Source organism: Wenyingzhuangia fucanilytica (assembly GCF_001697185.1).
In the GTDB taxonomy this organism is placed as follows: Bacteria; Bacteroidota; Bacteroidia; order Flavobacteriales; family Flavobacteriaceae; genus Wenyingzhuangia; species Wenyingzhuangia fucanilytica.
Genome location: NZ_CP014224.1, coordinates 2,671,316 through 2,696,497, shown reverse-complemented (window position 1 = coordinate 2,696,497; position 25,182 = coordinate 2,671,316). Strand labels below are relative to the sequence as shown.

The window sequence follows — 25,182 nt, the reverse complement described above, 5'->3', positions numbered from 1 at the left end:
ACTACAAGTATAGTGCAGGGGGGGAGCTAACAAAAGGACAGTAAAATATACCCTGTTTTATAAAAAAGCTCCCCATTTTAAAATATGGTAGCATTGGCTTGTAAAAAAGCACAAAACCCTGTAAACATTAGGCTCGTCATATATCTCAGAAAAAAACAAGCGTGCACATGCATATACAGCTCTGAGCGGGGCGGTCAACTTTGTTACAATCTGCCTTGGATTGAAAAAAACAAAAGGGTTTGTTTGTTGATTTACAGTCTCTTATAAGATTTACTTATGTTTTTGAAGCACAAAATCCAACCAAAAGAGAATAAAAGTCTCCCTGTTTGGATTTGTTTTAAATAACTAGATAAAAGAAAAAAAATTAACCTAAGTCTAAAGCATTAGAAAATGGTTTAGAAAAAACACCTTTTATTTTATTTAAGTGTTCTTCCTTACATACCAAATATTTTAACGCATCTGATGGATTGGTAGATTCTAATGGCAAACGGTGTAAAGCAAGTTTTTCTGAAGTTTTTAATTTATGAATGGTTTTTTTACCCTCTTTATTTTCTTTAATTATTGTTTGTGCTTTTTCTAAAGATGATTTTAATTCTTTCCCTTCATCATTATCAGGTAATTTTAGCAATGGCAAACCATTGGTTCCGTTACACATATAAAGCATTAATTCATATTCTTGTTGGTGGTAAATAGTACCTTGATGCCTTGTCATTATTGTACAAGTCCAATCTGTAGCAATTCCATCAGCATCAAATTCAATTGCTTTTTTAAATTTTGAAGCTTCATCTTCTCCAACGTTTTGATATGCGTTTGCTTTTCTATCACACCAAGCTAGTACTTCTTTTTTTTGATGATTAGCAAAGTATGTTCTAAATTTTGCACCAAGCTCTGGTAAATATTCTGGAGATAATACATACATGAATTTTAAAACTCTGTAAACCTCATTCCCTTCTGACTGACCAATAGCCAAGGAACACATATTTCCTCCTGGATCTAAACCTACTTCTAATGGCTGATTATGTTGTATGTGTTTTAAACCTAAACTTGTTTGAATAATTCCTCCAGAAGTAAGTTCTTGTTTGTCATAAAAACTCCAATTATAACTGTCTTTATAAAAGTTCTTAGCTGTTAAATTAGGGTAGAACATTTGCCCTTTTTCTAGTTTTGGCTCTATAGATAATACAGAGGTTTTTACTTCTCTAAAATCCATAGTATCTAGTAGGTCCTTAAAAAATGATTCTGTTAAAACATCTGCATTTACATAAGAAGAACCTTCATAATAAAAAGTAGAATCTTTTCTTATTTTATCAAAAGAAGCCTGCCAACGATCTAGTAAACGTTTTTTGTTTCTAATGGCTTTTGGATTGTTTTGTTTGGTTGCATGGTAGTGTTCTATTCTAATTTCATTTAAAACATTAGCACATTCCCACATTAACTTTAACTGCTCCTTATTCATGTTCTTTTTCATGCCTTTAATCCAATCGTGTTCACGGTGGTTTGGGTTTGGCATATCTGTAGTAAAGCTTCTACCTCTGTATAATGGAGAGTTTTGAAAACGAACGTGTTCTCCACGAATTGCAGGGGTTAATTTGTTTATTTTCTTTTCTGGAATATACTTTACTTCATCACCTCCTAAATGTTGATATGAATCTCCTGCTCCTGTAGATGGTCTATCCATAGAAACTAATTTTACATGTGCACCTGTATGCCATGTAATAGTATGTTTCCAGTTCTGAGGATTTTTATAAGGTTTTTTAAAATGAGAAGGTGGTCTTTTTCCTACTACATAATGAATATCTTCTACAAAACCCATACGCTCAAATCCTTCCAATAAAGAAGGCACCACGTTTTTCATTAAGTTCATGTAAGTATCTCCTACCAAGGCTACGTAACAACCTGGCATTTCTGTAAACACACGTATAAACCTACGACATAGTATTTCTGTGGTTTTTGCTCCTCCACGACCTACTATAATGTATAGAAATTTTGGTTGTAACATTTCTATAACTACAGATAATACATTGGCAAAATGAAGTTTTAAACCATCTTCATCTGTGTTTATTTTGGTTTTTCTACTCATCTGTTTCTATGGCTTTTTCTACTTCAAAAGGAGTGTAACCACTTTCTCTTTTAAGGCGGTCTTTATCTTTTACGCTTACATTTTGAAAACTGTCTATTTGGGCAGCTAACACATTTCTATCTACTTTAGGAATACTTAATAAGTTAGAATCCATAACTATAATAGGCTGTTGTGGCTCAAACAAATGAGCAGGTAACGCTTCTTTCTTATCTTTTAATAAACCACGTAACAAAACAGCTTCTTTAATTGGTTTTACAGCTAATACCGCCTGTTCTGGTGCTTTAGCTGTAAGAATGATTAATTCTTTAATTCTATCTAAATCTTGAGCATACATGTTTATATATGCTTCCTGTTTAATTTCTGTATCTGCATAGAAATAATTCATTGCATTTACATATCTAGTTTTGGCTGCAGTTCTGGTAAGTTTTGGATATTCGGCCATTAAAGCCTTAATAATGTAGTTTTCGTTTTTAAGAGAATAATGCCAACCACGGCATTTGTCTAGTTGGGTTAAATACTCAACCATTTCTGGATCTAAACTTTCCGTTTTTTCGGAGGTAATCCAATCCATTAAAATTTCGTGGTGTAAACCTTCTAGTTTGGAATCCTTTCTCATTATAAATCGAATATTTGTGCTTTTGCGTTCTCAAAGTCTAAAGTTTCAGAACGTTTAATGTGGGTTTGGGTAGCAGTAACATTTCCTTTTAGCATTTCTTTATACAAAGAATCATCTGCATCAATTTTAGAATCTAAGCGACCTTTTAAATAAGCTTTTCCTATTTCTGTATTAGGATCTAATGCCAAACGCTTAAAAGTTTTTTTAGGATAACCTAAACAAACAGCTATTTCTCCAGGACCATAATTTAAAGAAGACAAACGAGTAACTTCTCGAATGTCTTCTTCACTGATATTAATTTTAAGTTCTGGTAAATTAGCCATGTTACTTTCTGTTTTTTAGTAAAGCTTCTATAAATGCTTTTTCTGCTGTGTATTGCTCAACTTTATCTAAGTAACCTTGTTGCTTTTTACCTGTAGAAGCTTCTGCTTTGGCTTTGTTTCTGTTTATGTAACCAATTACATTAGTTAATCTTTTAGATAAATCATCTGCAGATTTATTTCTTAATTCTTCTTTATAAGCTAGTTCCTTAAAAATAGGATGCTTACCTAATGGTTTTCCGTGTGCTTGGAAGTGTTCTAATTCTTCCCAAATCAATTTATTTTCCTTGTAAGGATCTACCACGCTTTTAGCAACCTCAAAACGTTCTGCTTCTGTAGTAACATTAAATAAATCTTTGTGATTTTCTTTGTATTCTGCATAAGCAGTAACTAAATCTGCAGTTAAAATTTTATAAGCATCTGGATAATTTTTTCCTTTTAAAAATGGAAATTGTTCTCTTAGCTTAATAGATTGTTTGGTTAATTCATCGCTTTCTTCTAATGCTTTTAACAAATCCGATCTTTTGTTTTGGATAGATTCATCACGTGCAATAATTTCATCAGGAATAAGAGCCTTAATTCGTTCCTCAATTAATTTTAAAGCTTCCTCTTTTTCTAAAGGGCAGTCTGCTAACATAGCACTTGCTTCTTCTGGAGTTTGTGCCGTTTGCAGTTTGGTAAAAAAGGCTTCTGAAGGAGTTGGCATTTTAACCACTTTTACTTCTGCTTGTACAGGCTTGTTAATCATAGCCAAACGTACTCTATCATTTTTACCAGTAAGTTTCCAAAGTTGATACTGTAACATTTCTATGTTAGCAGGTGTTTCTGTCATGGTGTTTAAAGAACGCTCTATAGAACGATTTTTATTTGCACATTGGCTGTACAATGCTTTACCACCTGCAAAGGTTCTGTCCGTTTTAAAGTATTTAATAATTTTAGCTTCCATGGTCTTATTTTATGATTCTTAACGAATATAAAACCAACCTATAATGTAGAAAAGGACAAGCTGTTTAACTGCACATAAACAACACCTACCTGTAACAGTACAAAAAACTGTGCTTTTGTGCTAAAAGCAAAAAACAAGGCTTAAAACCTTGTTTTTATTGAGTTTGTGTAGGCACTTTTTAAAAGTGCGTAAACGTGCATTTAGCAGAAATAAGTGTGCTGAAACAAAAAACCACTCGGTTAGGAGTGGTTTTTATGTTTACTTTTTAAAGGGTTAAAATTAATTTTTTCATTAAAAATTAGTGATATCTCTTTTCATTTTGTTTGGATTTTAATTGATTTTTCCCTGCGTATTTGATACAAATATATATAAATGTAATTAATTTCCTATTAACATTTTTTTATTTCGAAAGTATTTCCAAAATAATAACGTCCTTTTTCTATAGATGTAGGGTCTGTAAAGGGTTCTGTCTTTATCGTAGTAATACCACTAAAATTGTTTTTTGCAATTACCTTTAATTCATAATAACTACCTCCATATTTTTTTAACAATTCAATTAAATCATGTGAATGGTCTACAGTGATTATTAATGCATAGTTAGCTTTTTCGGTTTTACCTTTAGTAAATAGTGGTTTTCTTTCTAAACTCCACATTCTATCACTTTTTAAATTAATTTTTTTAATACCGTAATTTTGCCCTTTAGGTGAAGACTCTGGTATTAAAATAGACATTTCAAATTTTAAATCTAAAACTTTAAATATCCTAGAGTTGTTCATTATTTTTATAGAATAAACATTATCTAGTTTGTTTTTTAATTCTTCAGCATGGTTGAAATCTGAGATTGGTCTTGATGCAATATTTGGTGCAATACCCATTTTAGGTCTTAAAAACCAAATCATAAAAAGTGTAAAACAAGAAAAAATTAACCCACCAAACAACTCAACCATGTAGTCGTTATAAAAAAACTTATACCAATCAATATCCATAACAAAATTTTAAAAACGCAAATATATAAATATTAAAAACTTAATTAGTAATTATTTACGTTACAAAAAATCAATCCATCTTTTTATAAATCATAATATCTGTATATTTAGAATTATAGTTCATATGGTTGGTGGTTTCTTGAATAACAGCTCCGTTAAAAGGAGAAGCAGATTTACTCTTTTTTTCTATCCACTCGCATAGTTCCACAATATTACTTTTGTTAGATGTAAAATAGAAGTAACTAGTATTGCTTAGTGTATCTAACACATCTAAATAATCAGTAAGTTTCCAATAGTTTTTATACGTTCCAACTTCTGTAGATAGGTAAGGAGGATCTATTAAAAAAACCACATTAGTCATGTTTTTGTATCTATGAAAAAGTCTTTTGTAATCTTCGCAAACAATATCTAACCCATCCAAATATTCATCTGCATTATAATTAGATAATCGAACTCTATTGTAAAGAGTTTGGGCTTTTAGTTTTTCAAAGCTTTCAACATAATTCATACTAAACAACAAACAACCACTAATGGTAATGTAATCTACAAATCCATGTTTTTGTTCAAAGGCTTCAATTACTTTTAAAATTTTAATTCTATCGTATGATGGAATCTTTTTTTTGCGTTCTAAATGCTTGGTTAAAGTTCTTAGTTTTGCTATTAATAAATTGGTTTTAGGTACGTTTTCTAAACGTCTTCTATAATTATCAAAATCATTATAAACCACACTTGCATTGGGATATTTACGCTTAACAGTATGAGATAACAAACCACTTCCTCCGAATAAATCCACATATATAGCGTTCTTGGGATATTCGTCTAATGCTCTTGAAAAAGCTTTTATAAATCCTCTTTTTTGCCCCATAAATGGTAATGGAGCTGTTTTAAATTGTTTCATTCGTATTAATTTATTTAGTTATATATTTGTAAGAGCCAAACCATAACATAAAAATGCTACAGAAAACCTCTAAGACTTTTGTCCTCAGTAGGTGTTTTGTAGCATCTTCTTTTTATGTTGGTTTGGCGACTAAATAAAAATCTGAGGACATTTTATCCTCTAAAAAAAAGCTGTTACAAATAATAGCAACAGCTTTTTCCAAATTAAAAAACAAAAAAAACTAGCTTCGGCTAACTTCAATCATGGTATAACTAGCTGCACCACTCTTAAATGCTTTTAAGGTAAGTGTAGCGTTTAAGTTGGCTGTCCAACTTGCTCCTTCTTTTAACAAGATATTTGTAGCAGCATTTACTACAGAAGGATTTGTTCCTCCAGAACCTTTTAAGGTAATTACAGTACTTTCTGTAACATTGGTAAAGGCATCAATGGTAGCTGCACTAGCAGAACCATCTTGTAATTGATATTCTCCATTTCCTGCACTAGCATCTATAGTAGTAGCATCGGCAGCTACAGTATCTACAGGTGTTTCAAAAGGGATGTTTCCATAATGAAATCTAGGTACGCTTGTAGATTTTACAGTTTGTTCAAACTTGAATAAACTTTTAGTACCCTCATTATCATTTTGCCCTTCTACTTTTAAATAAACAGGAGCAGAACAATCTCCAATAATTTTAGCAAAAGGGTTTGGTCCACATTGGTTAAAACCTACAATAATAATACCTGGTACGTTGGTTCTGTTTTGTTCAAACTCGTTTTTTTCTAGTTCATCACCAGGATGAGAAAATTCTACACCAGTTGTCCATCCAATAGCATCTTCATCACCATCAGATGTTTTAGTGATTTTAATACTAGAAGGAGATGCATATATTTTTTCTGCATATTCCCCCGCATTTAAAACCAAGTCTTCTACAGTTTTAACGCCGTTATCATCGGTCTCTGGGTCTTTTTTAATAACATCTAAAGGAACAAACGACACGTAAGTGTTGAATTTCTCTCTAGTACCAGCACTGTTTTTTGATGGTCTGTTTAAGTTTTTTGATATATAAGCCATTTTTGATTTTATTAATAGTTAAACAAAAAAACAAACTCCCCTGTTAAGAGGAGTTTTGTTTTGCTATCCTCGTTTTACTTCTACAAACTTAGAACCTGTGTAATACACTTCAATAAATGTATTATTAGCTAAAGTCATGGTAGCTGTTAAACTAAATTTACCACTATTGGCAATGGTTGTAGAATTGGTATCTGAACCACCTCTAATAGTGTAGTATTCTCCTGCAATTGCGTTTTCAATATCTGTAATAGCAGTTGCTCCTGTATTTGCAGATGTTTTAAACTCATCACCGTTATTTGCATCTGCAGTAGTAGCATCTGCAGCTAAGGTTACAATTGTTGTAGAGGCAGATAAATCTTTTCTATCTACTTCAATAAACTTACCTCCATCTTGTGCAATTAAATGCAATTCAGTAGTTGGTGTTAACACACAGTCTGAACCTAACACTAAGTTTGCACCGTTTTTAACAGTACTTTGGTTAGTTGTAGTGTTTCCTTTTAACACATACACTGTTCCTACTGTAGCATTTTCTAATGCTGTAATGTTTGTTGCAGCTGTGTTTTCATCACCAATAACCACTATGTTATGATTTTTAACATCTACTGTTGCTACATTGGCAGCTTGTGGAATAGATACTTTATCTAACAATCCTTTAGGGTTGTTACACCAGAATAATTGGTTATTGTAATCTAATGGATCACTATCGTTTAATTTAGCTCCAAAAATTTCAACATGTGCTCCTAACTTGTAGTCTGTAAAAGCACAAACGTTACGTTTAGCTTTTTCAAAAGTTAACATGTTTTCTTCTCCTGGTTCATCCATTAACATTTTAATGTTATCCCAAGTGGTAACATTAAAGAATGTTGTTCCTTCGTATTGAGGAACTACTACAAACCTCATGTTTGGATATCCATCAATATGGTCTACTTCTCCATCAAAATCATTTTCTAAACCATGCTTAACTCTGTAAGCTGCTTTGTACCATTTTTGCATTAATTTAGAGTGGTTCCATTGCAATAAGTCGTTTCTTCTGTTTTCTGGAATTAACAATGCAGCTTGCTCATACACATCATAAATATTTGCAGAAGTAATTTCTGGCAAATCAAATGGTAAGAAGTGAACACCCATGTTTTGTTGAATCACTTTAAATAATCCATTCATACCATTAATAGAAGCACCTGGTTTAGCTAACAAATCATTATCAAAATAAACACCTTTGATAAATCTTAGTTTATCTTCAGAACGTGCTTTTTCTAATAATTTCATTGCCAACATAGCAACAAAACTCATTTTGTAAGGGTCTGAACCGTTGTTGTCTAAAATTGAATTTGCAATCCAAGTTTTTTCTAACTTTTTAAGTTCTGCACCTGACCATTCCATATCAATTTTGATATCGAATACTTTCCCTTTAATGGCAACAAATTTTGATTTGTTTTTGGCTTTAAAACCACTAGAATTCCCTTGTGTGATTTCTCCATTTAACAAAGCAGTGTATGCAAGTTCATCAGATACTCCAGAAATAACATCCCAGTTTGAAGGTAAGTCTAAACCATCTTTGAAAAAGTCAATAATTTTTGGTAAATACTTTCTAGCATACGCACCAAAATCTTCGTTTAACTTTTCTACGTTTAAACTAGAATCCCAGTTGGTTGCTTTAAAAGCTTCCATTCCGTCTTTAGCAACTGCTGCTGCGTTACTATTCCATGGTTTATCGGCAATAGCCATAAATGGAGATTTACTACCAAATAAGGCAGTAGTGGTGTGTTTTGGTAAAGCCATTGCTTGGGTATTGGGTTTTGTTACAGTAGCAACAGGAGTGTCTACTTCTGGTTCTTCTCCTAACAATTTGTTTTCTGCTTCTAATTCGGTATTTCTTTCTGCTAAAGTTTTATACCCTGCCATTAGTTGCTGAATTGCTTCTGCTGTGGTTAATTGGTTTTCTGCTGTAGCAGGAGCAGCTCCTGTTGGTTCTCCTTCTCCTTCAGCTCCTTCTGCTGTAGTTGCTGTAGGTGTAGGTTGGTTTTCTGCTAAAAAAGAAACGATTTCTGCAGTAATGTTATCGTTTTCATTTTCTTTAGCATTTAAAAACGCAATTACTTGTTTGGCAGTTCCTGAAGCTTCAGGAAAAGCAGCATCTAGTTGTTGCATTTGTGCATCCGTAGGGTTTACTTGGTCACCTTCGGCAAAGTTTGTTCCCAAAACTCTGTTTACAAAGGCTAAGATTTTCTTTTTGTTCATCTTATTATTATTTAGTTATTAAATCGGTTCTGTATTTGTTTGGCTTCGTATTGGTCTGCTAAATCATGTGCTTTATTAATGGCTTGGTTTAAGTTTCCTATTTCGTGTACCAATCCTATATCTAAAGAATCATCTGCATAAAACATTTTACCTGTTAATAAACCTGGAGTGTCTGTTTTTAGGTTTGGTAAACTTGCTGTTACGTGTGCTCTAAATTTTAAAGCCAACGGATCTAAGTGTTCTTCCTTAATTAAATCATACTTACCTTCCATAGCCATATCAAAACCTTTGTTTTTGTCTTCGGAATGGGTGGAGTAAATAACATGTTCTTTAATACCTAATTCTTCGTAGTATTTTTTAAAAGACATAAAATTGGCTACAATACCAATGCTTCCAAATTGTGCAGAAATATCATTGTCCGCAAAATTGTAATCGGCACCACAACGCAACCAAACAGCTAAAGAGGCACAAGTATCTCCAATAGTAATTACAGGTTTGGTTTTTTGTGCATAAAAGTCTTTAAAAGGTGCTGCAGCACTAACCATTCCTCCTCCAGAATCTATTACAATTACAATAGCTCTAATGTTAGGGTCTTTATCAAAAGCGTGTAGCATGGCCACCAATTCATCTGCTCCCCACATATACCAGTTTCCATATTTAATAATAGGTCCTGTAATTCTTACTACTCCAATAGCATCGGCCACAGGTTCTTCTGCAGAATAACCACGTTCGTTTCCAGAACCATCTATAACAGATCTAACATAACGAGCTTCTATTTTCTGATGGATATCTGAAACAGCTGCACTTCCATTAATTAAAAAATTGAAATAGGGTTTAAAGGCCAAAAAGGCTTCTGGAGAAACCGCCCATTTCCACTCTGTAAAGGCTAATAAGTTTTTATTTTCTGACATTGCAGTATTTTATATACTACAATGATAATTGCTAAGGGGGTTTTACAAAAGGACACAAAAAAAAGCCTTTATTTATAAGGCTTTTAGAAAATTTGTGTTTATTAGTAAATTTTGTAGGATTTTGGCTGAAATTTAGGGTCGCGTTAGTCTCTTTTTTATTAAAACGTAGTGTTTACAATGGATTTAGAGGTTCTTTTTGCTCTTTTATACATTTGATTGTATTTTTCAAAAGCAGTTGGAGAGTTTTGGAGTTTGTATTTTTTCATAAACTCATTTATGCTCTTGTGATGTTTTCCTTTTTTGTAATCATTTCCAAATTTGGCTCCATCAATATAGTTTACCAAACATAAGCGAAATAAAGTTTCAAAAAATTCTGTAATATAAGTAATTGCTTCTGGAGGCAAATACATATCTGTAAATCTAGCTTCCTCACATGCTTTGTCGTGTCTTCTAACGTGTTTAGAAAAAGAAACGTAAAGGGTAATTCCTTCTTTTACTACAATTGGCCTGTCACTTTTTTTTAAAGAACGAATAATAGTTTTGCATAAAATTCTATCGTTTTTAATATGTAAAGCTTTGGTTTGTACACCATTTATATATTCCACAGGTGTATTTAACTGACTCATTAAAAATTGAGCCAAATGATCTGGAAAAGGAAAAGGAGTTATTCTTGTTTTCTCTAAATTCATAGTACTCAAATATAGCGTTTTACCTTGTTATTTGGTAAGGTTTGGTTTTAACAAATATCATGTGTTTTTAACATTGTTGTCTGTTTTAGTTTCTTACGTTAGTCATTGTGTTGTAGTTTTTTAATTCGCCATCCTAAAACATCATCAATAATTTTAAATATTGGGGCTTTCTTTTCATATACAAATTCTGAGTTATCTCCTATACTTTTTACGTCTAAATACCAAAAAATAAGCAATGGAATTCTTAATGCTACTGCAGCCGTAAAACCTAATATTTCGGCTACGGTTCCATCTGTGTCACTTTTTAAAAAATGATTCACAAAAAACAAATAAGCCAAAAAAGTAAAACACTTAAAAAAGGTGTATTGTAATTTTTTAAACTGAAACTTTTTTAGTTCATAAATCCTTAAAAACTTTTTATGTTCTGGACTTCCAATCGCATAGTTTTTTGATTCTAAAAAAGCCATTTTGGATTGTTTTTTAGATTTTTTAATACCATATCTAGCATCTACCCAAATAGTAAGTAGTACTAATAATATTAATAGATTATCCACTCCAAAAACTTCAATACCATAAATATGCTTAATGATTTGGTAAAAAGTAATCCAAAAGGAACTTTTAAAAATTGCAACTCCATTATTTTCCGAAGCCACTATCCAACCGCTTTTTACGTATTTAAAAACAGGATAAAAATATATTTGAAAACAGTTTTGGTTCATGTGATTTTGATATTAACCCTAGCCTAATTAAAGACTAGGGGTTTGTTATTTTTAAATAAAGCTATTCTCGAACCATGCATTAATAAAACTAGAAATAACTTTTACTCCATAATCGTTAGGGTGTGTAATATCATTTAAGAAGCTTTCTCCTTTTACTCCTGTGGATTGAAATGCTTTATACCACTCATCCCCAAACTTAGCCTTAGCTTCATTGAGTAATGCTTTAGTTGTATTTACCATTGCAACACCTACTTCATCGCTATACGTGTCTGTATATTGATATAGATAACACATAAAGTTATCAAGTATAGTTTTTTGATGGTCAGTAGCATTATCCCAAGTCTTAAAACCATAAGGTTCTGTGGTTGAAATTCCACCGCCACCCACTGTAAAGTTTGGATTCCATTGTAAGGCTTCGTATTTCTGCCATGGAATAGTCGATACCTTGCTTTTCTCTCTAAATGAATAAGAGTTAGATTCTGAATAGAAATAATCATCCCATTCATTTAAGAAATCATTAATAGACTTACTATCATTATATACATTTTGACCTTGATTAAAATAGATTTCGTGAATTAAAAAAGTAAAACTATTAGGAGTTTCCGTCCAATCGTAAAAATCATCATTCATTGCAGGAAGCATACTTGCAATATTCTCTCCACCTCTTGCAGAGTTAATAACTGTAACAATATAAGGCTCTTTTGATTTCTCAATCCCCCAATACAAAAATCTACTATCACTACTATTTTTAGTTAAAGTAATAGTCTTAGAGCCTGTACGCTCATCAAAACTACCACCATCATATACATCACAAGTTCTAAACCTTAAACGCTCTTGAAATTTAGTATTGATTCTATTCGCAACAGCACCAGGATGACGCATCGACATTACATAACCATTAGCTTCAACCCATGTAGAACCATTAAAGACTTCTACTTTTCCGTTACCCTCATCAACTGTAACAGTAACATTTTCACAACCTTTTAAATCAGTTCTATAAATCCAGTTAAAAGTATAGAAATCTTCAGGTATAGTAAATTCAACACTTGCTAATGCTGTACCTGTATAAATTCTTGTATCAGATGGTCTATCTCCTATGTCATACCACTCATCGCCACCCGAACCATTACCTTGTGATATTCCTTGTGATGGTAGATTATTTGATTCCACAGTTACAAATGTAGCTGCTGATTCTGTAAACTCGCTAGACCTATCCCATCTCGAATACTCAACATTTTGCCACGTTAATTTGTCAAAAATTGCAGACCCTATATTTTTACTAACCATCAAAGGAGGTCGTTTTGTTTGTTCTTCCTCACTAAAATAAGTAGTGTGATAATCTCTTGCAGTTATGCTATCTCCTAGTAATACTACATTTATATTTTTATCACGTTTTAAATTGTGATTAAAAAATAAAGGGAATTTCTTATGAGTATCTTGAATAACAGGAACAATGTTGTGAATCTTATTAACAGCAACAGCATCAACTCCTAATTCTTCATCTGTTGAGAATTTTAAATAATAATCTTCATATTCTGTTACTTCACTACCATCTTCTAGCATTACAACACCACTTACATCATTTCCGCCTGTTGTAGTAGTATTTAAATCTATTGTAAAAAATACTTCATCTTCATCAGTAACTTGAAATCTAAATCCATTTGTAACAGGTGTAAACACAGTAGTTGTACCTGTTGTTGCAGACTCACTACTTGCCATAAATGAACGCGGAGAAGCTCCCCATGCTAAACCATTACCGCTAATAGTATATGTTTTGCCATACTCTAATTTTATAGGCTTAACTGCTACTAAATTAGTTCCTGAGTTTGGGTCGAATTGAGTAGATGCGGCATTTACTCTAAAACCTGTTTTCATATTTGTTTCTCTCGAATCAAACAAATTCTTACCTGTCACTATTTTTTCAGATACAGAATCAAGTTCAGAAACTATTTCTTTATTACTCTTAGTATCTGTTGATAGTACATTATAATACGCTTCATAACCTGTTATCGCTGTTTTTTCAAGCTGAATCACTCCGTCTATAATATTACTACCATTCGACACAGTATTAACATCGACAGAATACCATAACCTATCGGCATCATTAGCCGTAAATGTATAACCTCCTGTTATCTCTGTCATATTAGCACTTACAGCACTTCCAGAAACAATACCATTAGTAACTACAGGACTCTCTAAAAACAACGCTCTAGGGGTTTCGTGAGCCAAACCATCACCACTAATAAAATAGGTTTCCCCATATTCCAAACGAATAGGTTTAGTCGCAATCAATGTAGCTGCCCCAATAGGGTCATAACCTGTTAAAGCAACCTTAATTCTATAACCATCAATCATATTGCTAGGTCGAGAATCTAGTAAGTTTTTACCAGTTGTAATAGTAGTAGCATCATTTATTAACTCTATTCTACTCCTGTTTTCTTTTACAATACTAACCTTCGCTCCCTTATCTTGATCTACATCATTTGCATCATCTGTTAGCTGAATAACATCCCCAACCTTAGTTGTTCTCTCTGGAGTTACAGAAGCATCAAATCTGTGATATTCCGTATCCCCAATTTGGAATTTAAAAGTTTCTGCAGGAGTATTTCCTGCTCCATCTAACAAAGTCCAATACGCAGTAGCATCGGCTCTGGTATCAAAATATTTGGCAGTTTCTCCTGTATTAAGGTTTTCAATAGCTGAAGTTAAAATGTATATTTTATCATCTAAATATAACTTTAACTCAATAATAGATCCTAAAAAGTTTTTTGCAGTAGTAGGCAAAGTACTAAGGTCTATTTCTTTTTCGTCTTCAGTAAAAGTTTGCCCAGTTAACTTACTTAAAATTTCTACAAGTGAAGTGTTGTAGTTGTTAAGAATATCGTTTAAATCATCATCCCAAACTTGGTTCTTTCTAACCTTTTTTTCTACGATTCCTTCTTTTTGTTCGAATAAAAGTTTCTTTAAGCTCATTATAAATTAATGTTTAGTGAGCAAGCCAGATCAATAGATTCATTATCTAACATTGCAATGTTGTTGGGTGGTAATATTTGGTTTCCAGAAAACACAAGGGTAGTTCCTTTGTTAATATCAAAATCTACGCTTAGTTCTAGTGGGTTTTGCCTACTACATATTTCATAATAATCATTGGTAGCTGTTAGAATGATTACAAAATATTCATCTAACAATAAACTATGAAAGGCTTGAAAATCTGTTGATGATAAACCAGGATACAGAACTTGTAACTTTGTATTGTATACAATTCCGTTATCTGTGTTAGCAGGTTGACTTGTAAATACTGTTTTTGTATAGGTAGCATATACTTGCTGAAAATTACCTAACAGTCCGTTTTTTACAGATTGTAAATACACCGTTTTGATGTTGTTAAATAAGGCTGTATTTCTAGTGTCTAATCCCATATTACAATAATAATTGTAAAGGATGATTGGTAAAAGGACACCTGTTTTTTTACTGTTTAAAACATTGTAATTGTGCTAAAGTGCTGAAAAGTACTCAAAAAATGCTTTTTTAATGTATTGGTTTTTAAGTATTTATAATTAAAAGCACAAAAGCACAGTTTTTTCTAATTATTATTATGTTTTTTAACTAAAAAAAGAAGATTATTATATATGGTTTACGTTTTTTCACACAAAAGCACCTGTCTCTTTTTTTAATAATAGGGGGTGCAGGGGGAAAAGAGAAAAACAAGGTATATGATAAACTTTAATTTGCTTAATTCTTAAAATGTTAACGAGGACGAAGTGCTTCGTGCTATTATATAAATGAACCAGGAGACTATAAAACAAGTTTGCGAGTACTTTACTAATAAACATTTAAAAAGTTTTACAGAAGCTTTTAAAAATGATTTGTTTGGGTTTGAAAGTGATTATATAAATCTGCAGCAAACAATATTACTGAACAGAATTCAAAGAGATATTCTGGAGCAAATAAACAGGAGTGATGCAATAGGAGAGGAGCGTGCTTATTATTTAAGCGTGTTAGATAAATGTATTCTGGACTGCAAAAAAGAATCCGACCTGTTTGTTTCTAAACTAGATCGGATTTAATAAAAGGTTGTGATAACCTGCAGACAAAACATGCTATAAGTACCTTTTATGCAAAAGGGTACTCATAGCCGGTGTTGGCAACAATTGTTTTTTTGCCATCTACCTGTTATTTGTGGTATTTACTCCCTTTTGTTGGATAATCTTTATATTCCTTGGGTTTAAATACAAAAGAGTTCACTTTACCTTCTTTGTATTTTTTAGTAGTTATTTCTTCTCCTTTATAAGGCTCAACCCAATCGCTTAATTTTTCAAAATCAATAGGGCTAATAACAACGCTTTTACATTCTTCTTTAAGAAGTTTTATAGCTTCAACTCTACCTATACCATTTAATCCAATTATTGCTATTTTTTTATCCATGGTGACATTGTGTTAAATTGTTGTATATATTTTTGTTCGTACCTCTCAAAGTTGCCATCGCTTTAAAAACAACAGTAGCCAACAGCACATAAAAAGCATATGCGAAGCTTACGCTTCTTATATGCGGCATGTTGGCAACAATTGTTTTTTTTGCCCTCTACACGTTAGAAGGAGGCTGATATCCATTTTTAATGAAAAGTCTATTAATACATTTAAGTTCCTTTGTCATTTCTTTATCAAAATTAACATCGCCATCAATATCGCCATCACTACATCCTAACATCCCTTCAATAGCAGTTGCTAATTCAAAAATTGCTTCTAATTGTCTTTTAGTTATATCTATTTTCATCTTTGTATATATTTTTGTTCGTACCTCTCAAAGTTGCCACCGCTTTAAAAACAACAGTAGCCAACAGCAGCTAAAGTCAAGCAGTTTTGTTGTTTTCACTAAGTTGGTTTTCTCTCTATCCGCTAGGTGTTACGGCTCGAAAAATCTTCGATGTTTTCTCTGCCTAACCCTAGCTGCGGCAAGTTGTAGCACAATTACTGCAAAAGACTGAGGAGTAGCTAAACTGATTCTTTACACAAGCCAATACAGTTATACTCACAATCTTTACCTGTTTTATAACACTCCTCTTTAAGTTCAATTTCTCTAACAGGAAAACCTTTGCTCCATTGAGATTTTTTCATTGAATCATTTTTTAAAAGAAACTCAACGGTTGGGTGTTTTTCTCTATTAGTTTTGGTATCGTAAACTTTTGCAGAACCCCATCTCCAATCCAAAACATTATAATCTTCATAATTCTTTTTTAAAATTTTATAGCTAAATAAATATCCTTTAAACCTTTGAACGGTTCCTATTAAGTCTAAATACTGTTGTGGTAAATCTGTTTTCATAAGGCTATTTAATAAAGTTCTACGTTATCTATTTCGCAATCTGATTCTTCTGTGATTAACGGATTGTTTGGAGACAAAGAACCACTACCAACGGAGTAGATTATAAAATCTATTACATCTTGCTCTGTTAATTTTTCTGTGTCTCCAGAAACTTCTATTTGTATGTTTAAATTGAAACTTTTCATTTTATAGGTTTTAGTTATAACAATCCTTTTTCGGTACAAAAAATGGCTATGGATGAAAAAAAGCAGATAAGCAGAATTACAGCAATTAATATTTTTGCTTTTTGTGGTGATGTTAATTTGTCTGGATCTTGATGTTGGTTTTTCATAATTAAGCTGTTTTTGAGGTTAGTTTCATTTCTTCTTGGTAGAATTCAATCTCCTGGTTTTGTCTAAAATTTTTCTCAATGGTTTTTGCAGAACATCTGTAAGTTGAAACTCCTCCATCTACATAAAAAATTCTATAAGTATTGTTTTTGTTGTGGGTTACTGACATAGCCTTTACGTTTGAGATTCAATTTCTTTTCTAAGCGTAGAAAATATTTCTAATAATTTATGAGTAGTAAGAATAAATCTAAACTCAAATTCATCATCACGATCTATTTCATTTTCAAAAGGAATGTCTAAAGCTGCAGTTAGCATTAAATTGCCTAAAGCCGTGAAAAAAGTAATTGTAATTACAGGCTTGCTGTTTTCGCAGTAACCTCTTTTTAGCAATACTTGTATGTTATTTGGGAGATCTACAATTTTTATGATTTTCATAATATTTATTTTGAATGATTGGGTTTAATTATTTGGGTTTCGTGGTCCATAACAGTGTTCGCAACCACTAGTATTGTGTTCTTTACAAATCATATCAGAAACACAGATATCATGAACACCATCGCAACGACCACAGCATCTATTTTGTTTTGCAGGAGGTGGTGGTGGGTTTTTATATTTAGGGATGCCTCTTGGTTTTTTAGATTGATAATACTCCTGGCACAATCTAAAAATGTAGCAAAACACAAATCCGTAAAAAACTAAAATGAATACTTCTAATGTTTTTTCCATGGGTTACGTTATTTTAAAGTGTTAAAGATTTCGTATTCAGTAACTTTTTTTAGAATTAAATACTCTAAACCCATTAACAATAATTCTATTGAAGTTTCATCTATTCTAAAATTAGGCTCGTCTGCTTTGTGAGTAAGGATACATACTTCATAATAAAATTGATCATGTTCATATTTTACAGAAATGTTTTCAATTGAATAGTCTGAATTATTCTTATGAATAATATCTTCTACTTTAAGATGTAGAGCTTTAATTTCTTCTTGGTGGTTTTTAGCGTTGTTTGACATGGATTTTTTGAATGATTGGGTTTATTTAATAATTTTTGTATTTCCTCTGGCTACTACTTCATCTAAGGTGTACACTGTTGTTTTTTTCCAGTTTACTATTCCTTTGGAGTTGCTTCTTACAAAAACCTCAAAAGGGAATGCTGTACATGGAATTTTCCATTTTAGCTGTAATTCTATTTTGTTGGTTCTTATTACGTAGAGTGTTTTCATTTTTTAAGGATTTTTAATACACGTTTTTTAACTCTTTTTATAAATGATGGTTTTGGTAAAAACACTAACATTTTGTTACACAAACAGCATTGTGTTTTTACTACCTCGTGTTCTGCAAAAGCTTCTATTACAATTAGTTTTTTAAGTCCGTTATGTTTACATTTTTTCATGTTTAAAAAACTTCATTAGATTGGTTAATTAACGTTTGCAATTCTTCTTCTGAAACAAACATTTCTACATACTCTACACTGTTTATTTTAATATTATCACCGTTACTACTTGGGTTAAATATGTAACCTTTGTATTCTGCATATTTGATAAGCTTTTCTTTAAATTTTCTAGGATTGGTGTATATTTTTTGCTGTGGGTATTTTTGAATAAAAGACAATCCAGAAAAAGAAGACTTACTGTTAGGATGTAACACTCCGTTGTACAAACCAGATTTCGGTAGTTTTTTATTTAGGTTGTTATAGTCTGAAAAAATTTCATCTGCCCACTCCATAAAATCTTCTCCAATATCTTGTCTTAACTTTCTGCGTTTTAATTTTTTAGTTGGTGCTTGTATAATTCCAAATTGAAAATAAACCTGTAATGCTGTAGCTGCTAAATTGGTGCTTAAATTGGCTTGGGTATAATCCCAATATTCAAAGAATTTAGAGTTATTAGTACTGTCATTAGTTGGTTTGTAATGCTCGCTGTACCAGTCTGAAAAAGCCACTCCTATTTGTCTGTCATTATAAGAACCACCTTCTCCTTTTAAAGCGTGGTTGGTGGTAATGTAAAACTTTGGAGCTTTTTCTTTTGGAATGGTAATTTTTTTATCTCCTTTTCCTTCTACTTCAAAATCTCCTGTTATTTCTGGGAATATTCTTTTAAAGTTAAAGTTGGCCAAAACGTCATCTATAAACACTAAACAAGTACGTTCGTCTATTCCTTCCCATATATATTTATCTTCGGTTAAATTGTTTTTGGTACCAGGAATGTATTTTGTTTTAATTAGCCAACGCACAAATTCTCCAAGTAAAGATTTACCAGATCTACCATTAGAAGCAGAACCTTCTGAATCTTTACCATCCATAGCTACTACAGCTTTTAACACATCTGGATTTCTGTACTCGTGTAGTAAAAAACCTAAACAGCTTAGTTTGTTTAAAAAATGCTTATTTCTGTCTAGTTGTTCTTCTATGGTATACGTACTTTCATCACGTGTATGGTTTTGGTGGTTAAAGTCTGATGCGTTGAATAAAAATCTTAAAAAATCACATTCATCACCAGTATCTGTAATGTCAAATAACCAATTGTCTCCTTGGTAGTTTTTTAAAGACGGATTGGCTTTTACTACTTCATCATCTATTTTGGTAATGTTTTCTATTAAAGCATTTAATTTTTTAGGCTTAAAGTCTCTAATTTTATCTTTCCAAACATATCCTGGCAAGTTCTGTAATAAGTTTTCTTCTATTCCATCTTTGGTAATTTTCCAATAATTGTCTTTAAAAAACATATACTGTACACCAATATCGTTGTTATGGAAATTAGGATCATCGTATTGTAGGTTTCCTAAAGAAGCATCTCCTAAATATTGTTTCCCACCAGAAAACAAAAGGTTTAGAACGTTTTCATACTCAAACTCACCTAAAGCTCTAGTAAAATCTATAATAAAGTCTTTTATATAACTAGCATTTACTTCTTTAACAATGGTGTTTTCTTTATGGATAAACAGGTATTCTTTTTCTGACAACTTGTAACGACCAAAACCTCTGTTTTGTAAAAATTTATAACACCTGTTATAATTAAATTTTATACCTGTAACCTCTGTACCACCACCTTTTATTTTTTTGGTTTGTTCATCCCAATAAGTTTCTTGAACTTCTATGGGTTGAGCCATTTCTACCTTATCATCTTCTGTAAACCTCCATTTAATTCTACCTGCAGTAAAAACCTCTATGTTGGCTTTTTTAATTTCATCTTTATAGTGCTCTATAAATGCTTGAGTAGACTGTATGTGCCAAAGTTCCTTTATTTTGTAGTCTGACTGAGAAGTGATTTTATAAAATTGTAAATAATCAGCAACTCCAGAAGGATCTACCATTGCTTTTTCACATTGAGCTTCTAGCTTGTCTTCGGCACCATATAACGTATTGGTTAACAAATCATCTAAACCTTTGTCTTTAGATTGGTTTTCTTTTACGTGTGCAAAAAAGATGTTTAAATAAATAGCATTGTTGGTAAATGCATAGAAATAGTCTTTAAAGTTTTGAACCGCTTTGTAAAATGAATAAGGTCTGTAATCTGCAGGAGCACCTTTTTCTAAACTTCCTAATTCGTTCCAATCTGCGTCTAAAACAAATACTACATTTTCTACTTGACATTTTCGTATGATTAATTCAAATTCTGCAGGCAAACTTTTTTTACTTGCAATGTTGTGAATTCCCATAACACCCACAGAAATCATGTTGTGTTTACATGCTTTTTCTGCTTTCTTTTCTCCTTCTTGTATATAAAGAGTTTTAATTCTAGAACCTTGTTGATATTTTTCTCTTAATATTTTAGGTAAATATACTTTGGTATCTGAACCATAAGGTGATCTATATTTGGTAGGTTTTCCTTTACTATCTAAATGTGCCTCTGGGGTTTGATAACGAACTCTATAAAACTCCAATGGTTTAGGAGATATGTTTCCATTTGCCAATTTTTTATAGTAAGTCATTGGCTTACTTTCTAAATCGTAGTATTTTATAATAACATCTACACCAGGAATAATTTTAAAAGCGGCATCTACAGAGCCAGTTTGAAAAGCTGGTGTTAACACTTTTGTATTCTCATCTACCTGTATTTCACTAGTAATATCCTCCATGGTTAAACCAGATTCTTTTAGCATAGCATCTAAATAAGAACCATTAGTATATTTTGGAGTTTGTGGTTTGGGTTTAACCGGTAAATTTTTAACAGATGCTACCAACTTGCTTTTTTTCTGTGTTTTAGGAGCAGGTGGAATATCATCTATACTAATATTTTCTATTCTAGCTAAATCTGTTAACGTTTCTACAAAGTTTTTACCATGGAACTTTTTTAAATAATTGGCAGGGGTTTTTACACCTAAATCACACACAAAACATTTAACTACCTTTTTAGCAGGAGTAAAGGTTAGTTTGTCTTTTCCACCACATTTAGGGCAATCTGTAACCTTACTAGAACCAGACTTTTTAAATGAATGAAAATCATTTAAAACGTTTTCTAACGTTGCTTTTTCTATAATTTCGTTTTTCTTATCGTCTGGTATGTAAGTCATTTTGCTAAATATTTATGATAGTAATCTTCAATGGTCAATGGTCTTTTGTAGGCTATTACGTTTTTTAAACGCTCATCAGTTTTAAGAATCTCTTTTGTGTAAGCGTTTAAATCTGAAATAATCATGTTAAACGCTGTTAGGTCCAATAATTTCTGCTTCAACAGGAATATCGAGCACGCTTTTGTGTGGCATATCACATTCATTGCTTTCATTTCCAAGTTGGATATTTGAACGGATTTTAAGTTCATGTTCCCTTTCCTCAATCTGTTTTTGGTAGTATTTTCTAAGATCGTTTTTTGTAGAGGCACTTGTGTTTGGTAATGTTTCCAACGCTGATAATTGGTGTTTGTAATGACTGATTTCATAATCTAACTCTAATGATGGGATGATTGAATATTTTGACATAGTGACTAGTTTTTTATGGGTTCTGAAGCTTCGTCTTCAGCAATTATTTTATTAGGGGAATCTAATTGTTGTTTTGTGATTTTTTCAGACAAAACATTTCTATCAGCTTTAGGAATAATTTCATGTTGTTGTACTACTGAATCATTAGCTAAAATGTTTAACTCTAATTGTTTTTTATTTAAAGCTTCAATTTCTAATTGATGTTTTGCTTTTAAAAGAACCATATTTATAGAGTTGCCAGACACACTAAATAGAGATGCTATATCATTTTTATTTTCATAAACATGCAAATCATAAGATTGACTAATTTCAGTTGATGTATTTCTTATTTCGGTTACTATTTCTGCTGCTTTTATTTTATTGCTTTCTAAAAAAACTTCTGCTTTTTCTTGAAATTCTACTAATTCTGGATTCATAATTGTTTTAGGTTTTGAATGATTATTAATTTCTTTTGGCCAAAGCTTTGTAATATTCAAAGCCTTTAATGGTTGCCGGTTTAACAGATTCTATTTTTAAAATTTTATATACTGCAGTGCCTTCTTTACTATTGGCTATAATGGTATCACCTTCGTTAATTTTGTATTGATATTTGGTTACAAAACCAATATTTCCTTGCTTATTTTTAGCGTGTTTACAATCTGATACAGACATTAACATTACGTTTCCTGTGTTTACACTGTGTTCTGTGTTCATAGTCTTAAATATTTTTAGGTTGTGTTTGGATGATATGATCTGATACTGCTTCTAATATTAGTTCCTGCTCGCTTTGCACCTTAAATTTTTTATGAAGATTATCTCTATGAGTTTTTAAGGTGTTTTCAGAAATATTAAATATTTCAGTTATTTCTTTGTTCGATTTTTTTTGACCAATTAATTCCAACAACTGAATTTCTCTTGTTGTTAAAGTGTTACCGTTACTGCGTACTGTTATTTTTTTCCACTTTAAACAAGCACATGGATTAGGTAGTTGAGAGTTACATAAAAAGTTTTCGCATTTGGCGAGTTCGTCATCAGATAAATCTGGAGAAGAATCTAATGCTCCATATTTACAAAATGTATAAGCCTCTAAACCATTTAATGCAGAGCCATGTTGTTTAAGAATTTCCTTAAATGCAACTTTATCATTTTGCATTTGTTCTAGTAACATTACATGATACTTGTGTGGTAATTTGCTAAATGGCTTAGTGTTTCCGTTTTGAGTAAAAAACACTTTTTTGGTTCTTTTGTCTCCCCATAATTCTATATTAGAATCTTCTGGATGCATTCCTGCAGCTAAAATGTTAATCGAAAAAGGAGTTGATTGGTGGGAATTGTTTAAATTTGCTTCCATAATTATTGGTTTTTTGAATGATTGGTAATTATAATTTTAAGCAGTAGTTACAGCTACTGCTTTTTTTATTCCTAATACTTGGGATTTCATAGACTCATATTGAGCATCTTCTGCTTTCTTTTCTTCTGCAGCTTTAAATATTGCTTTGGCAAAATAAGGATGGTGCAAATTACCAGTCATAACCATTCTAATAGTGGTTTTTGATACACTAGATCCATCTTGGTTTTTAACTCCATTTTTTTCAAATGAATTTTGGATATATGGAGAATAGTTCCTACCAAATACTTTTTTTAGTTCTATTTCTTCTTCTTTAGATATCATACAGTTGTACTATTTGTTAATTAATTAATTACTTCTAAATTGCTTACGCTTTACTTACGTTTTACTTACGCAAACATAAGTAAAAGTTTACAATAATAAGTAATGTTTTACTCATAAAATATGACTGCAAAAGAAAAATTAAGAAAAGTGGCTGATTATAAAGGTGTTACACCTAGAAATTTATCTATTCAATTAGGTGCTTCAGATAGTTATCTGAGAACTAATGGAGCTATTTATAGTGATATGATACCTGTTGTGCGTAAAGTTTTACCTTTTTTAAACATGGATTGGTTTTTATATGATGAAGGGGATATGATAAAAAAGGAGTCTTTAGAAGTCATGGAAGAAGAACAAGAACCTTATTTACGAACAGAAAAAGTGAAAAAGGAAGAAGATTTAAAAACTTTACAAATATTAGTTGAAACTCAGAAGCAGAACTTAATTGATAAAGAAAAGTTAATAGCGGTTTATGAAAAAATGCTTGGAATTACTGATAATGAAGAGTCTAGTAAAGCTTCTTGAGAGTTGTGCATAAATGTAATAAGCAATGCATATAAAAAAAAAATATTCAAACATAACGTATATCAAAAACTGTGTTAAAACGCAGGTGAAAATCATCTTATTTATATAAAAATGAAACTAGAAATTGAAAAAGGATTTGAATTAGAAGTGTGGAGTAAAAAAGAAGTTGCAGAAATACTAGAAGTTAGTATTAATGAGTTGGATAATCAATTAGAGGCTGCAGAAAACTCATTTAAAAAAAATGGTATTAAAAGATTGTATGATATCAACTTTAGAAATGAAATAGATGGGTTTTATATAACGAGCATAGGTCTTTGGTTTTTAACAAAGTCTGAACAAATTAAAGAAGTGGCTTTTGATGATTTGTTGAGATTTCAAGAATATAAAATGTCATCACCAAAGAAAGAAAGCACAGATGCCCAAATGCTATATGCAATTAGTAAAAAGAACAATCCAGAAGTTTTTGAAGATAAAAAAGGAGGAAAAGAACTTTTAAATATTCAATTAGACGTAGAAAACAAAGAGCACCTTCTGTATAATAAATGGGTGTTAATAACAGGAGAATTTAATGTTTCAAGAGAAGAAATGAGGAAACAAATCCTAAGTGTTGGCGGAATAAATAAAGGTAGTATAAGTAAATCTTTACATTATGTTGTAGTAGGAGAAAATGCAGGACCTTCTAAAATGGAAAAGATTGATAAAATAGGAATCAAAACCTTAACAGAAAAAGAATTTAACGCCTTGTTTTAAAAATGAGAAAAGAAATAGAAATAGACCGTCCAGATGCAGATTATGATAGTAACAAAGACTTATTAGATGATCTGGACAAAATAATAGAGCAAGAAAACAACGAGTAAGCCCTTTTTTATTGGGTGTTATATTGTTTTGAAGCGTGTCAAATACGTGTCAAATCAATATCAAAACTGAAATTTTTTAAGTTGTAAAGCATTGATATTTAATAGTTTTTTTGACATCGGTTAACAGAAA

General features: G+C 31.6%; 32 protein-coding genes. 2 read left to right on the top strand and 30 right to left on the bottom strand.

What is annotated here, in order from left to right:
- Positions 1-364: 364 nt before the first annotated feature.
- The 30 genes from AXE80_RS10865 to AXE80_RS10735 all read right to left on the bottom strand — a co-directional run bounded on the left by AXE80_RS10865 (position 365) and on the right by AXE80_RS10735 (position 23,673).
- Positions 365-2,080 carry a hypothetical protein gene (locus AXE80_RS10865; RefSeq protein ID WP_068827181.1) on the bottom strand — a complete coding sequence of 572 codons (1,716 nt, stop codon included), beginning with the start codon at positions 2,078-2,080 and terminating at the stop codon, positions 365-367.
- Positions 2,073-2,696, bottom strand: a complete 624-nt coding sequence (locus AXE80_RS10860; protein ID WP_068827179.1) for a hypothetical protein — start codon at positions 2,694-2,696, stop codon at positions 2,073-2,075. The genes AXE80_RS10865 and AXE80_RS10860 overlap by 8 nt, the downstream gene beginning before the upstream one ends.
- The gene (locus tag AXE80_RS10855; protein WP_068827177.1) at positions 2,696-3,019 is read right to left on the bottom strand and encodes a hypothetical protein; all 324 of its coding nucleotides are present in this window, start codon (positions 3,017-3,019) and stop codon (positions 2,696-2,698) included. Before AXE80_RS10855 ends, AXE80_RS10860 begins: the two co-directional genes overlap by 1 nt.
- Position 3,020: 1 nt before the next feature.
- On the bottom strand, positions 3,021-3,962 hold the full coding sequence (locus tag AXE80_RS10850) for a hypothetical protein (RefSeq protein ID WP_068827175.1): 942 nt from the start codon (positions 3,960-3,962) through the stop codon (positions 3,021-3,023).
- Positions 3,963-4,351: 389 nt separating this feature from the next.
- On the bottom strand, positions 4,352-4,948 hold the full coding sequence (locus tag AXE80_RS10845; RefSeq protein WP_068827173.1) for a hypothetical protein: 597 nt from the start codon (positions 4,946-4,948) through the stop codon (positions 4,352-4,354).
- Between the two features lie 70 nt (positions 4,949-5,018).
- Positions 5,019-5,846 carry a DNA adenine methylase gene (locus AXE80_RS10840; protein ID WP_068827172.1) on the bottom strand — a complete coding sequence of 276 codons (828 nt, stop codon included), beginning with the start codon at positions 5,844-5,846 and terminating at the stop codon, positions 5,019-5,021.
- 220 nt (positions 5,847-6,066) lie between these two features.
- Positions 6,067-6,897, bottom strand: coding sequence for a hypothetical protein (locus AXE80_RS10835; RefSeq protein WP_068827170.1), 831 nt, complete (start codon positions 6,895-6,897; stop codon positions 6,067-6,069).
- A 63-nt stretch (positions 6,898-6,960) separates the two neighbouring features.
- Complete coding sequence (locus AXE80_RS10830) at positions 6,961-9,135, bottom strand: type IV pilus assembly protein FimV (protein WP_068827168.1); 2,175 nt, start codon at positions 9,133-9,135, stop codon at positions 6,961-6,963.
- A gap of 11 nt (positions 9,136-9,146) precedes the next feature.
- Positions 9,147-10,046 (bottom strand): S49 family peptidase, encoded by a 900-nt coding sequence (locus tag AXE80_RS10825; RefSeq protein WP_068827166.1) that lies wholly within the window; start codon positions 10,044-10,046, stop codon positions 9,147-9,149.
- Between the two features lie 158 nt (positions 10,047-10,204).
- Entirely contained in the window at positions 10,205-10,735 is a 531-nt protein-coding gene (locus AXE80_RS10820) for a hypothetical protein (RefSeq protein WP_068827164.1), read from the bottom strand.
- Between the two features lie 98 nt (positions 10,736-10,833).
- The gene (locus tag AXE80_RS10815) at positions 10,834-11,454 is read right to left on the bottom strand and encodes a hypothetical protein (RefSeq protein ID WP_068827162.1); all 621 of its coding nucleotides are present in this window, start codon (positions 11,452-11,454) and stop codon (positions 10,834-10,836) included.
- A 51-nt stretch (positions 11,455-11,505) separates the two neighbouring features.
- A complete protein-coding gene (locus AXE80_RS10810) occupies positions 11,506-14,427 on the bottom strand; it encodes a hypothetical protein (protein ID WP_068827160.1) in 2,922 nt (973 codons plus the stop codon).
- The gene (locus AXE80_RS10805) at positions 14,427-14,873 is read right to left on the bottom strand and encodes a hypothetical protein (protein WP_068827158.1); all 447 of its coding nucleotides are present in this window, start codon (positions 14,871-14,873) and stop codon (positions 14,427-14,429) included. Before AXE80_RS10805 ends, AXE80_RS10810 begins: the two co-directional genes overlap by 1 nt.
- A 754-nt stretch (positions 14,874-15,627) precedes the next feature.
- On the bottom strand, positions 15,628-15,879 hold the full coding sequence (locus AXE80_RS10795; protein ID WP_068827154.1) for a hypothetical protein: 252 nt from the start codon (positions 15,877-15,879) through the stop codon (positions 15,628-15,630).
- A gap of 157 nt (positions 15,880-16,036) precedes the next feature.
- Positions 16,037-16,228, bottom strand: a complete 192-nt coding sequence (locus AXE80_RS10790; RefSeq protein WP_068827153.1) for a hypothetical protein — start codon at positions 16,226-16,228, stop codon at positions 16,037-16,039.
- 218 nt (positions 16,229-16,446) lie between these two features.
- Entirely contained in the window at positions 16,447-16,776 is a 330-nt protein-coding gene (locus AXE80_RS10785) for a hypothetical protein (RefSeq protein ID WP_068827152.1), read from the bottom strand.
- An 8-nt stretch (positions 16,777-16,784) separates the two neighbouring features.
- Entirely contained in the window at positions 16,785-16,961 is a 177-nt protein-coding gene (locus AXE80_RS14385; RefSeq protein WP_157359395.1) for a hypothetical protein, read from the bottom strand.
- A 14-nt stretch (positions 16,962-16,975) separates the two neighbouring features.
- Positions 16,976-17,107: a hypothetical protein gene (locus AXE80_RS14535; RefSeq protein WP_257746337.1), complete on the bottom strand. Its 132-nt coding sequence runs from the start codon at positions 17,105-17,107 to the stop codon at positions 16,976-16,978.
- Positions 17,108-17,109: 2 nt separating this feature from the next.
- Positions 17,110-17,274, bottom strand: a complete 165-nt coding sequence (locus AXE80_RS14380; RefSeq protein WP_157359394.1) for a hypothetical protein — start codon at positions 17,272-17,274, stop codon at positions 17,110-17,112.
- A 5-nt stretch (positions 17,275-17,279) separates the two neighbouring features.
- Positions 17,280-17,540, bottom strand: a complete 261-nt coding sequence (locus AXE80_RS10780) for a hypothetical protein (RefSeq protein WP_068827151.1) — start codon at positions 17,538-17,540, stop codon at positions 17,280-17,282.
- Between the two features lie 24 nt (positions 17,541-17,564).
- Positions 17,565-17,831: a hypothetical protein gene (locus AXE80_RS10775; RefSeq protein ID WP_068827150.1), complete on the bottom strand. Its 267-nt coding sequence runs from the start codon at positions 17,829-17,831 to the stop codon at positions 17,565-17,567.
- Between the two features lie 8 nt (positions 17,832-17,839).
- Positions 17,840-18,118, bottom strand: a complete 279-nt coding sequence (locus AXE80_RS10770; protein ID WP_068827149.1) for a hypothetical protein — start codon at positions 18,116-18,118, stop codon at positions 17,840-17,842.
- Between the two features lie 21 nt (positions 18,119-18,139).
- Positions 18,140-18,328 (bottom strand): hypothetical protein, encoded by a 189-nt coding sequence (locus AXE80_RS10765; RefSeq protein WP_068827148.1) that lies wholly within the window; start codon positions 18,326-18,328, stop codon positions 18,140-18,142.
- 172 nt (positions 18,329-18,500) lie between these two features.
- Positions 18,501-21,617, bottom strand: a complete 3,117-nt coding sequence (locus AXE80_RS10760; RefSeq protein WP_068827147.1) for a CHC2 zinc finger domain-containing protein — start codon at positions 21,615-21,617, stop codon at positions 18,501-18,503.
- On the bottom strand, positions 21,614-21,742 hold the full coding sequence (locus AXE80_RS14530) for a hypothetical protein (protein WP_257746333.1): 129 nt from the start codon (positions 21,740-21,742) through the stop codon (positions 21,614-21,616). The genes AXE80_RS10760 and AXE80_RS14530 overlap by 4 nt, the downstream gene beginning before the upstream one ends.
- A 1-nt stretch (position 21,743) precedes the next feature.
- Positions 21,744-22,022: a hypothetical protein gene (locus AXE80_RS10755; RefSeq protein WP_068827146.1), complete on the bottom strand. Its 279-nt coding sequence runs from the start codon at positions 22,020-22,022 to the stop codon at positions 21,744-21,746.
- A 5-nt stretch (positions 22,023-22,027) separates the two neighbouring features.
- On the bottom strand, positions 22,028-22,438 hold the full coding sequence (locus AXE80_RS10750) for a hypothetical protein (RefSeq protein ID WP_157359393.1): 411 nt from the start codon (positions 22,436-22,438) through the stop codon (positions 22,028-22,030).
- Between the two features lie 25 nt (positions 22,439-22,463).
- Positions 22,464-22,715, bottom strand: coding sequence for a hypothetical protein (locus tag AXE80_RS10745; RefSeq protein WP_068827142.1), 252 nt, complete (start codon positions 22,713-22,715; stop codon positions 22,464-22,466).
- Between the two features lie 4 nt (positions 22,716-22,719).
- Positions 22,720-23,352: a response regulator transcription factor gene (locus tag AXE80_RS10740; RefSeq protein WP_068827140.1), complete on the bottom strand. Its 633-nt coding sequence runs from the start codon at positions 23,350-23,352 to the stop codon at positions 22,720-22,722.
- Between the two features lie 36 nt (positions 23,353-23,388).
- Complete coding sequence (locus AXE80_RS10735; protein ID WP_068827138.1) at positions 23,389-23,673, bottom strand: hypothetical protein; 285 nt, start codon at positions 23,671-23,673, stop codon at positions 23,389-23,391.
- A gap of 120 nt (positions 23,674-23,793) precedes the next feature.
- Here AXE80_RS10735 and AXE80_RS10730 point away from each other — a divergent pair, with 120 nt between their 5' ends.
- Entirely contained in the window at positions 23,794-24,195 is a 402-nt protein-coding gene (locus AXE80_RS10730) for a hypothetical protein (protein WP_068827136.1), read from the top strand.
- Positions 24,196-24,306: 111 nt separating this feature from the next.
- The gene (locus tag AXE80_RS10725) at positions 24,307-24,945 is read left to right on the top strand and encodes a BRCT domain-containing protein (RefSeq protein WP_068827134.1); all 639 of its coding nucleotides are present in this window, start codon (positions 24,307-24,309) and stop codon (positions 24,943-24,945) included.
- Positions 24,946-25,182: the final 237 nt, after the last annotated feature.